The organism is Oceanobacillus sp. FSL K6-0251 (genome assembly GCF_038004725.1).
GTDB classification, from domain to species: Bacteria; Bacillota; Bacilli; order Bacillales; family Amphibacillaceae; genus Oceanobacillus; species Oceanobacillus oncorhynchi.
In genome coordinates, this window is record NZ_JBBORS010000001.1 from 1,527,582 (window position 1) to 1,540,246 (window position 12,665).

At 40.0% G+C, this 12,665-nt stretch carries 10 protein-coding genes; 7 read left to right on the forward strand and 3 right to left on the reverse strand.

Annotated elements, in window-relative coordinates:
• Positions 1–489 precede the first annotated feature (489 nt).
• From MKY45_RS07830 to MKY45_RS07845, 4 genes are all read left to right on the forward strand, one after another.
• The gene (locus MKY45_RS07830) at positions 490–1,098 is read left to right on the forward strand and encodes a PRD domain-containing protein (RefSeq protein WP_341172813.1); all 609 of its coding nucleotides are present in this window, start codon (positions 490–492) and stop codon (positions 1,096–1,098) included.
• Between the two features lie 6 nt (positions 1,099–1,104).
• Positions 1,105–1,347 carry a PRD domain-containing protein gene (locus tag MKY45_RS07835; protein WP_341173476.1) on the forward strand — a complete coding sequence of 81 codons (243 nt, stop codon included), beginning with the start codon at positions 1,105–1,107 and terminating at the stop codon, positions 1,345–1,347.
• A 375-nt stretch (positions 1,348–1,722) separates the two neighbouring features.
• Complete coding sequence (locus tag MKY45_RS07840) at positions 1,723–3,642, forward strand: beta-glucoside-specific PTS transporter subunit IIABC (protein ID WP_341172814.1); 1,920 nt, start codon at positions 1,723–1,725, stop codon at positions 3,640–3,642.
• A gap of 75 nt (positions 3,643–3,717) precedes the next feature.
• Positions 3,718–5,145: a 6-phospho-beta-glucosidase gene (locus MKY45_RS07845; RefSeq protein WP_193065006.1), complete on the forward strand. Its 1,428-nt coding sequence runs from the start codon at positions 3,718–3,720 to the stop codon at positions 5,143–5,145.
• Between the two features lie 135 nt (positions 5,146–5,280).
• Here MKY45_RS07845 and MKY45_RS07850 read toward each other — a convergent pair whose 3' ends face one another.
• Together MKY45_RS07850 and MKY45_RS07855 are read right to left on the reverse strand one after the other, a co-directional pair.
• Positions 5,281–7,083, reverse strand: coding sequence for a cation:proton antiporter (locus MKY45_RS07850; protein ID WP_193065005.1), 1,803 nt, complete (start codon positions 7,081–7,083; stop codon positions 5,281–5,283).
• Between the two features lie 107 nt (positions 7,084–7,190).
• On the reverse strand, positions 7,191–8,153 hold the full coding sequence (locus MKY45_RS07855; protein WP_193065004.1) for a helix-turn-helix transcriptional regulator: 963 nt from the start codon (positions 8,151–8,153) through the stop codon (positions 7,191–7,193).
• A 110-nt stretch (positions 8,154–8,263) separates the two neighbouring features.
• Here MKY45_RS07855 and MKY45_RS07860 point away from each other — a divergent pair, with 110 nt between their 5' ends.
• Entirely contained in the window at positions 8,264–9,097 is an 834-nt protein-coding gene (locus MKY45_RS07860) for an SDR family NAD(P)-dependent oxidoreductase (protein WP_193065003.1), read from the forward strand.
• A gap of 126 nt (positions 9,098–9,223) precedes the next feature.
• Here MKY45_RS07860 and cax read toward each other — a convergent pair whose 3' ends face one another.
• Positions 9,224–10,282 carry a calcium/proton exchanger gene (cax, locus tag MKY45_RS07865; RefSeq protein ID WP_175297043.1) on the reverse strand — a complete coding sequence of 353 codons (1,059 nt, stop codon included), beginning with the start codon at positions 10,280–10,282 and terminating at the stop codon, positions 9,224–9,226.
• 489 nt (positions 10,283–10,771) lie between these two features.
• Here cax and MKY45_RS07870 point away from each other — a divergent pair, with 489 nt between their 5' ends.
• Entirely contained in the window at positions 10,772–11,503 is a 732-nt protein-coding gene (locus MKY45_RS07870; RefSeq protein ID WP_193065002.1) for a metallophosphoesterase family protein, read from the forward strand.
• Between the two features lie 26 nt (positions 11,504–11,529).
• Positions 11,530–12,489 (forward strand): substrate-binding domain-containing protein, encoded by a 960-nt coding sequence (locus tag MKY45_RS07875; protein ID WP_193065001.1) that lies wholly within the window; start codon positions 11,530–11,532, stop codon positions 12,487–12,489.
• Positions 12,490–12,665 lie beyond the last annotated feature (176 nt).

The window sequence follows — 12,665 nt, forward strand, 5'->3', positions numbered from 1 at the left end:
CTTCCTGTGCATCGGAGCTATGCACCATCACCAATTCCAAAAGAGCCGGATATTTAATCAAAAAGCAAGTATGGTAATGGAGAACATGTTCACCCTGGAATAGCAAGATATATATGCTTATTCTTAGGTGCGCAAGTTGAGTATATTATATTCAAAACCCAGGTTCAGCTAACGGAGATAATAGAAGAGTAGCCTAAGATAGAATGGATAAGAACGAATGGAGAATATAAAAATAAATATATTTTACTATCTATATCAGGAAGTGCTTAAACAGTTAGGTAAAAAATCTACTTTCCTGTTGCATTTGAAACCGTAATCATCTATAATGAAGTTAACTAAAGGATTGTTACTGTTCGGCAGGCAAAACCTGGGTTAATCACAGTGGATTGTATGGCTTTTTGTCTACAATTTTGGATTAATCCAGGTTTTTTTCTGGACAAACAGGTATCAGAAGAATTTAAAAAATACTCATTTCAGGTGTGAATGCAATTGAAAATTACAAAAGTATTAAATAATAATGTAGTTATGTCAAAAGATGAATCCAATCAGGAAATCGTTGTCATGGGCAAGGGTTTGGCTTTTCAAAAAAAGACTGGAGATGCGATTGAATCATCGAAAGTGGAGAAAACCTTTGTGCTGGAGAATTCTAATGTAGCTAAGAAGCTTGCGGAATTAATGAAAGAAACTTCTGAGATCTACTTGGATCTTTCTTACAAAATCCTTGAACTGGCTAAATCTCAATTGACATATAAATTGGATAATTATTTATATGTTGCCTTAACGGATCATTTAAGCTTTGCAATTACAAGGCATAAAAATGGCATCGACTTGAAAAATCCGCTGTTGTGGGAAATTCGCAGGTATTATAAACAGGAGTTTCAGATTGCATTAAAAGCGTTGGATATGGTGGAGGAGGATACTGGAGTAAGGCTTGTAGAAGATGAAGCGGCTTCTATTGCCCTGCATTTGGTCAATAGTCAACTATCCGGTGAAAACATGGATACCGCAATTAAAGTAACGGAACTGGTTAATAATATCCTGAATATTGTCAGATACTATTTCAAAATTGAATTGGATGAGGATTCCATCAACTATTAACGGTTTCTGACGCATCTGCGATTTTTTGCTACCCGTTTTATCCGGAAAGAAAAAGCAGAAAATACGCATGATGATTTCCTGTATGAACAGGTGAAAAAGAAATATACAGCTGCATTTGAATGCACAGAGAGAATTGCAGCCTATATTGCTAAAAACTATGATTGGGACATTTCCAATGATGAAAAAGTTTACTTAACATTGCATATCCACCGAATTACCAATCGGCACCAAATAGATTCTTCATCGTGATATAAATGAAACCTGTAATTGAATAATTATGTTTAGGATTGTTACTGATGAAGCAGGCAAAACCTAAGTTACCCGCAGTTTACAGAGGAGAGCTCTGTATGCTGTGTGTAATTTAGGTTTTTTTTATTACTTTGAGGAGGTGGTTGAATCAAATTATAAATTATCATAAAACGAATGGATGAGATGTTGTCAGGCTGTATGTCGAAATTATTTATTATTTTTTTAGAAGCGTAACCTCTATCCCGAAGAGTATCACACCGCAGGAAATATTTTAAGCAAACGCTATATGTAAAAGAATCCATGCAGGCAATAATCCTGAATAAAATCAGAAAATAGATTTAATTTGTTTTATTATAATAGAAAGAGGGGAAAACAATGAAATATGAACAATTAGCCAAAGATATCATTGAAAATGTTGGCGGAAAAGAAAACGTTAACAGTGTTGTTCATTGTATTACGCGTCTTCGTTTTAAATTAAAAGACGAGGAAAAGGCAAATACAGAGGTTTTAAAAGAAATGGATGGCGTTGTGACCGTCATGAAAAGTGCCGGACAATACCAAGTGGTTATCGGCAACCATGTACCAGATGTGTATAAGGCAGTTGTAGAAGTCGGCGGTTTGGAGTCAAAAGGATCTGCTGATGAAGCGGATGGCGGAGATAAAGGCAGCTTGCTCAACCGGTTTATTGATATGATTTCCGGTATCTTCACGCCGATTCTTGGAGTATTGGCAGCGTCCGGTATGATCAAAGGGTTCAATGCTTTATTCGTTGCGATTGGATGGCTTAATGAAGAAGGCGGAACATATCAAATTTTAAATGCAACCGGAGATGCCCTGTTTTATTTCTTGCCGATTATATTAGGGTACAGTGCAATGAAAAAGTTCGGCGGGACGCCTTTCATAGGTATGGTTATTGCCATGGCATTGGTATATCCTGCGCTTGAAGGAATACCTGGAGCGGCAGAACCGCTGTATACCTTGTTTGCAGGAACGGTGTTCGAGTCACCTGTCTATATAGAGTTCTTTGGTATCCCAGTCATTTTAATGACGTATTCAATGTCTGTTATACCAATTATTGTAGCAACATTTTTTGCAGCAAAAATTGAAAAGGCTTTAGCGAAAATTACTCCTAATGTTGTCAAAATGTTTTTTGTACCTATGTTCACGTTACTGATTATTGTTCCATTAACCTTTATTGTGATTGGCCCAATTGCAACCTGGGCAAGTCAATTATTGGGACAGGTAACTGTCTGGGTGTATGATTTAAGCCCTATTATTGCAGGTGCTTTTCTGGGCGGTTTCTGGATGGTATTTGTTATGTTTGGATTGCATTGGGGGCTTATTCCAATTGCGTTTAACAACGTTGCGGTTTCCGGAGAAGATCCAATTCTAGCATTAATTTTCGTGCATTCATTTGCTTTAGCAGCAGTACTGGCTATTTGGATAAAAACAAAAAATGAAACTACGAAAACACTCAGCCCGCCGGCGTTTATTTCTTCCATATTCGGCGTAACGGAACCTGCTTTATACGGGATTGCTTTACCATTGAAGCGACCATTTGTTATCTCGCTTATATCATCAGCTGTCGGTGGAGCAATCATTGGATTATTCGGGACGAAAATTCACTTGCTCGGCGGACTTGGTATCTTCCAATTCCCTGCCATGATCCATCCAGAGGAAGGATTAAACACAGCATTTATCGGTACTATCATAGCAGCAGCGGTCGGGATGGTTCTATCCTTTGTTCTGACTTATTTCTTCGGAGGGATTAATCAAAAAGCGACAGCTGCACCAGCAGCCGAAGCAGCTTCCGCAAAAGAGGAAACAGTTATTACGATACAAAATGAAGATATTGTCAGCCCGTTAACTGGAGAAACCATTGCACTCGAAAAAATAGAAGATACGGCGTTTGCTTCCGGAACGCTTGGGAAAGGAATTGCAGTGGAACCGACAGAAGGAAAATTGATTTCACCTGTTTCTGGAACTGTTTCGGCGATGTTCCCTACAAATCACGCCATTGGAATTACAACGGAAAATGGCGCTGAGATTTTAATGCATATTGGAATGGACACAGTACAATTGGATGGCAAGCACTTCACAGGCCATGTGGAACAAGGTGCAAAAGTCGACAAAGGACAGCTGCTTATTGAATTTGATATACCAGAAATTAAAAAAGCCGGCTTCCCTCTGACCACACCGATTATTATCACGAATTCAGGTGATTATAAAGATATTGCGTTTACAGAAACAAAACAAATTAAGATTGGCGACCCGCTGCTTTCATTAGAAAAGTAACGGATACCAAATAGATAGAAGGAAAGGGTGGTATTCAGTCTTTCCTTCTCCATACTAAACAAAGGAGTTTTTACGATGACACAATTTCCAGAAGGATTTTTATGGGGCGGAGCAGTAGCTGCGAACCAGGTTGAAGGTGCTTATTTAGAGGATGGAAAAGGATTAACATCGGTTGATTTATTGCCGACGGGAGAAAAGCGCTGGCAGGTCATGACAGGAAAAGTTGATTCATTAAAACCCGTTGAAGGCGAATTTTATCCATCGCATGAAGCCATTGATTTTTACCATCGCTATAAAGAAGATATTGCTTTGTTTGCGGAAATGGGATTTAAAGCATTACGAGTTTCGATTTCATGGGCGCGTATTTTTCCGAATGGAGATGATGCAGAGCCAAATGAAGCAGGACTTCAATTTTATGATGATTTATTTGATGAAATGCGGAAATATGACATAGAACCGGTGGTAACCATCGCCCATTTTGATGTGCCGGTACATTTAATTGAAGCCTATGGAAGCTGGAGAAACCGCAAGCTTGTGAATTTCTTTGAAACCTATGCAAAAACGATTTTCACACGTTACCAGGATAAAGTGAAATATTGGATGACATTCAATGAAATCAACATGCTTCTGCATCTTCCATTTGTCGGTGCCGGATTAGTGTTTGACGAAGGTGAAAATGAGTTGCAAATCAAATATCAGGCAGCGCATCATCAGCTCGTTGCAAGTGCCTTAGCTGTAAAAGCAGGACATGAAATTATCCCGGATGCAAAAATCGGCTGTATGCTGGCAGCAGGTACGACCTATCCGTACACTTCTAATCCGGATGATGTTGCCAAAGCAATGGAAAGAGACCGGGAATCCTTCTTCTTTATTGATGTGCAATCCCGCGGGCACTATCCTGGTTATGCAAAACGCTTTTTCCGGGACAATGGTTTGAAAATCGATATGGAAGAAAATGACGAAGAACTATTGAAGAAGCATACAGTGGACTATATCGGATTCAGCTATTATTCCAGCAGAACAACAAGCACTGATCCGGAAATATTAAAGGATATCACAGATGGAAATGTATTTGCTTCTGTTGCCAATCCATATCTGAAAGCATCCGAATGGGGCTGGACGATTGATCCAAAAGGCTTCCGCATTACGGCTAATCAGCTGTATGACCGCTATGAAAAGCCATTATTTGTTGTGGAAAACGGACTTGGCGCGATTGACAAATTAAATGCTGATGGTACCGTTGACGACGACTATCGTATAGAGTATTTAAAGGAGCATATCGCTGAAATGGGTGAAGCAATAGAGGATGGTGTGGATATCATCGGCTATACCAGCTGGGGCCCGATTGACATTGTCAGTGCCTCTACCGGCGAAATGAAAAAACGATACGGTTATATTTATGTAGACCGTGATAACGAAGGAAAAGGGACCTTAAAACGCTCGAAAAAGAAAAGCTTTGATTGGTATAAGCAGGTGATTGCTTCGAATGGGGAGAAGCTATAATTTGATTTAGAGGGTAACCGAGAGTTGTTAAGATGAATATTTCCAATCATAAATAAATCGATATAAACGAAAAATGTATTTCAAAAGCCTCGCTGATAGATGAAGTATCATCATTTCAGCGAGGCTTTGTCCCATTTAAGTATGCTTATTTTTCTGTAAAACAACAAGCTGATCCTCTTCATCTAACATTATTTTACTTCTTAACGTAATCAGCTGAATGGTATGGTTCTTCTTTTTGATAAACAGTGGAACCGTATCTTCCGGCAATTGCTCCTTCTCAAGCTTTCCTTTTTGTTTTAATGGGAACTCTTGTATCGTGTAGCCTGTATTGATTTTCTTATTTAATTCGGTAAATACAGCATCTTCATGAAACAGGAGATGTCCTTTTCCTGCAAACGGAATTTTGTTCGAGCCCTCTTGCTTATAGTTGTTGCTGGTAAGGGTAAATGTATGATTATGACCAAATTTAGGTGCATAGGATTGGCTGACTAGTATGTTAAATGCAGCATCTCCAGTTAGAGAAAGAATGGTCTCATATGGTGTCAGATCTACTTCATATTCGCTGTGCTCTGCCAGAATTTGTCCGTGATAAACAGGGATTTCCTTGTTTACAGCAGGCTGCAGCTGTGTGGCGGAAGAATCACTGATTAATACAGGTAAATCCATCTTTTGTAAATAAGCAGCCAATGCAATGGAAAAGCTGTTTGCTCCCACTAATAGGACACCGGGTGCGGTATCATTGGCAAGATGGAGCGCCTTAGCAATTGGCCGCAGTGAAAATCCATGCGCGCATACGGTAATAAATACAAGCGCAAAGGTTAAAGCTGTCAGCATAGCAGCCCCTTCATGTCCGTCATTCAGCAGAATGGTTGCAAAATAACCGGAAACAGACAGAGCCACAATTCCCCGCGGTGCAATCCAGCCAATCAGCATCTTTTCAGAATTAGAAAGCTCTGTGCCAATAGTAGAGAGCCAAATCGATAAAGGCCGTACAATAAATAACATGACAAGAACAAAGCCGATAATCGGCCAAGTGAACATCTCCGCTATTGTCTCCCGTGTTAAAGAAGCCGTCAGTAAAATGAAAATAGTGGATGTCAGCAGGACAGAAATATTTTCAACAAAGTGACTGACTTCATGGCCGATAGAGGATACATAATGTTTGGTACGGCCAATTGTTAATCCCATAACGGTAACAGCCAGCATGCCAGTTTCATGCATAATAACCTCGGCTACGGTAAAACAAAGCAGGAGAAAGGATATAATAATCGGTGTTTTTAGGTATTCGGGAAATACACCTTTGCTAATCATTAAGCTGACCACCATGCCGATTACATAGCCGAGAATAACGGCAATAATGGCACTGAGAAAGAAATGAATTAAGTAATTTGCATGCAGACTTTCTGTTGTAAGTACCTTAATAATTTCGTAAGCAAATAATGCAAGCAGCGGACCGAATGGATCAACAATAATTCCTTCCCATTTAAGGACAGCTGCCGTACGCGGTTTTAATTTTGCATTTCGCAGCAAAGGCAGAATAACAGTCGGTCCGGTTACAATAAATAAACCGCCAATAATGAAAGATATCTCCAGGCTCAAGCCTGCGATAAAATGAGCAGCGAGTGCTCCGCCAATCCAGGCAATGAAAGCACCGAACGTAACGATCCGGAATACGGATTTAGATACACCTCTGATTTCCCGGACATCGAGGCTGGAGCTGCCTTCAAATAAAATAATGGCGACAGCAAGCGAAATCAATGGACTGTACAGGCTGCCCAATGCTTCTTGCGGGTTGAACAAACCAAGCACAGGTCCCAATAATAGTCCGGCAATAGACATGATGACAATAGAAGGCCATTGAATTCGCCAAGCCAGCCATTGCGAGAAGATACCAACGACAATAATAACAACGATACTGACTAGAGCAATATTTTCCATAGCATTTTCTCCGTTCTTTTAGATTTATGTAAAGTAGTTTATCAATTCTGGGAGAGTTTGTCTTATATTTTGTCAGAAGGTGAATAGATCATATTACTGAATATCGTTTATTTCTTATAATGTGCAACAGCGGCTTCTGCCATCCGAAGAATTTCTGCATGGAGTTCTACTGGTTCGGTAACGGTCATTTGATCTGTAAATCCAAGAAGAAATCTTTTTGCTTCTTCTTTTGTATCAAAAGCTAATTTAACACGTGTCCATCCTTTTTCGTCAGTAGATGCAGTCTCTATTATCCGTGCAAAATAAGTTGAAAAGGAAAGTCTCGGCAGCATTTCTCTGGAAGTATTTACCCATACCTCATAAGTCGGCAAGGCCTTGATAAATGCTTGTTTTGAGTTTTTCCAGTATGCTGCAATATCAAAATCAACCGGTCTTTCAAAGGTTTCTTTGCTTGGCACAGCAGACTGGATTCGTGAAGCGCGATAATTCCGGATATCTCCATTTTCCTTTGCGGCTATCACGTACCAGCTGCTTCCTTTCGCAACTAGTCCCAGCGGCTGTACGATATAATGATTGGTTTGTCCGTCTGCACGCTGATAGAGGATATTCAATTTATTATTTTTCCATATTGCATTTTTCAGAACTTCAAAGGATGCGATTTTTTCTTTTGTTCCCCGCCAGGAGCTGGTATCAATATGAATGCGGCTCCATACATCCTTTGCACTTTCACGATAAGCTGCAGGCAGGGATGCGATAACTTTGTTTCTGGCGTCTTCAGAAGTGCGGGTTAATCCTAAATCATCCAGTAATTGAGGAGCTGCAGGCACGAATAAAGCGCGTATTTCCGATTCCTTTAAGCCGGTCAAATCAGTCTGATAGCCATCAACTAAAGACCAGCCGCCATTTTGGCCGCGATCAGCAAAAACGGGAATACCAGATCCGCTTAAAACCTCCATATCTCTGTAAATCGTCCGTTCGGAGACTTCCAGTTTTTCAGATAATTCTTTAGCAGTCATTCGACCTTGAGACTGCAGCAATAAAAGAATGGATATGAAACGGTCCCCTCGCATGAACATCACCTTTTTTCTAATGAATTATATTAATTAAATGAAATATGACAATAGATGTCAAGAATTAGTTTGTATAATAAAAATATCTGAGGAAGAAAGGATGGAAGAGAATGAAACCATTGAATGGAAAAGTCGCTCTTGTCACAGGCGGGAGCAGAGGTGCTGGACGCGGCATTGCGGCAGAGCTGGGGAAAGCAGGTGCAATTGTATATGTCACAGGCCGCAGTGTTCGGGGAGCATCTACGAATCATTGGCCGGGAACTGTGGACGACACGGTTTCAGAAATAGAAGCTGCCGGTGGAAAAGCCATTGCAATACAGTGCGACCATACCAAGGACGCAGAAACAGAGGCTGTGATTTCTCAAATTCGCAAAGAGCAGGGAAAGCTGGATATTTTGATAAATAATGTTTGGGGCGCACATGACTTGGGTGTGGAAGGAAAACCTTTTTGGGAGCTGACCTTGCAAAATTGGGATACAATGTTTACAGCAGGTGTAAGAGCGCAGCTGGCTGTCAATCACTTTGCTGTTCCCCTGCTTCGAGAAAATAAACAGGCTTTGATAATTCATACAACATTCTGGGATCATGGCAAGTACACTGGCCAATTTTATTATGATTTAGCAAAAAATGCGTTGGTGCGAATGGCATATGGGCTATCTATCGAATTAAAAGCGGATAATATTGCTGTTCTTGCTGTTTCGCCAGGGTTTATGCGGACCGAGCTCGTATTGAAATATCACGGCGCCGATGAAGAAAGCTGGAGGGAGTCAGATGATTTACAGCAAACAGAAACACCCTGTTATGTCGGACGTGGAATAGCGTCATTAGCAGCTGATTCAAATGTGATGGAGAAAAGCGGACTGGTGTTTAGAGCGGGAGAATTAGCGAAGGAGTATGAGTTTACAGATATCGATGGACGTTATATTCCGCCATTTACCATATAAACTTGGACGTATATTATTGTTAAAATAATGGATTACTTGGAAAACAGGTATTCTCTATATAAAATAGCCAGTGTTCTTATATCATAAGGGCACTGGCTGTAAAATGCGTATTTCCTATTATAAATTTTAGATGAAGTAAAATCCGATGCCCATAATCACATATGCAGCTAATAAAGTAAGCCCTTCAAACCAATTGGAATCCCCGTCATTCGAAATGGTAATCATTAAAAATACAGCTGTCACCATGCTGATCAGCTCCGGCCATGTAAAGACTAGCGGCATGGATGTGGAAAAGAAGAGGGATAACAAAACAAGAATCGGCAGAACAAACATCGTAATCTGCAGGGTGGAACCAACGGCAATTTCAACAGCGACGTCCATTTTATTTTTATAAGCCATGACAATCGCTGATGCATGCTCTGCTGCATTTCCGACAATTGCAACAATAATAATCCCGATAAATAATTCAGACCACCCAAAGGCAGCGCCGACAGTATCAAATGTCGATACCAGATGCTCGGAAACATAAGCAACAGCAGCTGTTGCAAGTGCCAGGATAACAATTGCTTTGCCTTTCCCCCATTCAGGTTCCTCCTCCTGTTTCGATTCATTTTGTTCGTTATCTGAATGATACACGCCACGGTGGGTAACGAATTTAAATAGTAATGCTGCCAAATATAACACAATTAAAATAACAGCTATTCCGACACTGACAATCATCGTATCACGTTCGTTCAGCGACTGGGTGAATACTTCTGGAATCACAAAGGCAACAATCACAGCAAAAATCAGCATACCGGCATTATGGCGCGCATCGTGTACGCTAAAGGATTGTCTTTTATATTTTAGTCCCCCGACAAAAAAGGATAAGCCGCCGACAAGCAGTAAGTTCCCTAATACAGAGCCCGTTAATGAAGCCAGTACGATTCCGATGAGTCCGGCTTTTAATGCAAAGATAGAAATAATAAGTTCAACCGCATTTCCGAAGGTTGCATTTAGCAATCCTCCAGCTCTTGGTCCTAAAACGATTGCTAAACTTTCCGTAGCTCTGCCGATAAAGCCCGCTAAAGCAATAATCGTCAAGCAATAGATGATAAACATGATGATAGCAGACCAATGAAAGATGGAGCCGATGATGGAAAGCGGCAGTCCAATCAACACGAGTATCATAAATAACTTATTCATCAAAGTCCCTCCGTTTTTCTATATCTGGATAGCTATAGATTACCCCGATTGATTCGATATTATTTGGAGGAAGATAATTCCGCTTAACGTAAACGGTATTAAAATAAAGAGAGATCACATTATTTACACTTGCGCAGTAAAAAAGGTGCAATTCACTTTGCTTTGTTATTACAGATTTATCTGGAGTTAAATAAGGGTATAATAGAATGAGATATTTTGTATTTGTAGAGAATGGAGGATTTATTCTAGAAGCTGCCTCAAAAAAAGTATAAAATAGTCAGAAAGAATAGGTATGAGCTGGGAGGAATAGAATTTCACGGATGAATATAACGCTCAAGCCATATTTAAAAAGGTGAATTGGATCATTTATTATAAGGCCATGTAAACGAGCCTTCTGCATAATATAATGTTTACCAGGAGGCAGATTTGTAATAACAGCTATTCAAACACCATGGAAAAAATGTCAAACGAAAAGAGGAGTGATTTATTATGTCAAACAAAAGAATCCTTGCCATCAGCGACATTCATGGCTGTTATCATGAGCTTGAGCAGCTATTGCAATTAAATCATTATAACCCAAAAGAAGACCAGCTTATCCTTCTGGGAGACTATATCGACAGAGGACCTGAGCCAAAGCGGACGGTTGCTTATATTATGAAACTGGTAGAAGAGGGAGCTATTGCTTTGCGGGGAAATCATGATCAGATGTTTTTGGAGTGTATATTCAGCAACAATCCAGATAAGGAACGGCGTTATTTAATCAATGGCGGGATGGATACGATAGAATCATATGTGGGAGAAGACTTTTTTCCAGGTAATGCTGCAGGGGAGCATTTGCAGGCTGCCAAGGAAAAAATCAAAGAAGATGATAGCGAGCATTTAGAATTTTTATCTAACCTACCGTATTATTATGAAACGGAAAACCATCTCTTTATTCATGCAGGTATTGATCCTGCATTGGATGATTGGAAGGAGACGCCCGATTTTGATAAAATCTGGATTCGTCAAAAATTTTTAGGCTTTGATCATCCCCACGATTTTACCGTTGTGCATGGTCATACACCGACACAGTATCTTCGCGGAAAAAATGATAATAGCATATTTTTTGGGAATAAAAAAATTGATATCGACGGAGCATGTGCTTATGGTGGAAGGTTAAATTGTTTAATAATAACGGGAGATTCATACGAAACAACGTATATCAATCATATCGAAGCGTAAATCTGTAGCAGGCAGGGGGCAGGGAGATGGCAAATATTCATGATGTTTCGAAAGCTGCAGGTGTATCTGTCAGTACGGTTTCGCGCGTGCTGAATAATCACCCTTATGTCAAAAAGGAAAAAGTGGAGGCTGTGAAAAAAGCAATTATAGAAACAGGTTATATTCCGAATATTAATGCGGTTAATTTAAAGAAAGGAAAGACGCATCTTATAGGCATCGTTTTGCCATTTTTAGACGTGCCGTATTTTTCACAGCTGGTTCAAGGGATATCACAGGCAGCTTCTGTTCATCAATATAAGCTGGTGCTGTATCAGACTGGGTATGACGAGCATCAGGAGAAAGAAGCTTTAGAAATGTTAAAGCTAAAGCAAATAGACAGTTTGATCATTTGTTCCAGAAAAATATCTTTAGAAACAGTGGAACATTATCAGCAATATGGCAGCATTGTTCTATTTGAAAATGGGGAAGATACGCCGTTGAGCTATACGTTTATCGATCATTATGCATGTTTTATGAGGGCACTGGAGTACCTGTATGAGCATGGACACCGGAAAATTGGTTTTTCTGTCAATCGGCTGGAGGGGGCAAACAGCAGTCAGCGTGAACGTGCCTACCGTGATTTTTTAAAGCTAAAAGGACTCCCTTTTCACAAAGATTATATCTTTAAAAAATGTCTCAATATAGAAGATGGGGAACGTATTTTACGAGAAATCGCTGCATTTCAGGAAAGTCCTACAGCTATTCTAGCGACAAGTGATCAAGTAGCAGCGGGTATAATTACTTCCAGTTCAAACTATGCACTCAAGGTTCCGCGTGATTTAGCGGTTATTGGCTTTGATGATCAGCCGATAGCACGTGCTATGCAAATTACTTCCGTTAATATCCCGCTATATTCTATCGGGCAGATTTTGTTTGAACAGGCCATAGCTGTAGAGATTTCCCATAAAGAAGTTTCAACGGAGTTAATGGAAAGGTCAACAGTTTGACGAAAATGTATGAAAAGCAGCAAGGTCTTGAGGATATTTGCTGCTTTTCATGAATATAAAAAAACAATCCGGGCCCGGCAAAAATCGTGGTACATGATACGATCATGCCTTTTCAGTTACACTCATATCAATATCCAAAATCTATGCCGCATGCCGCCGGATTGTTCTCTAACTTG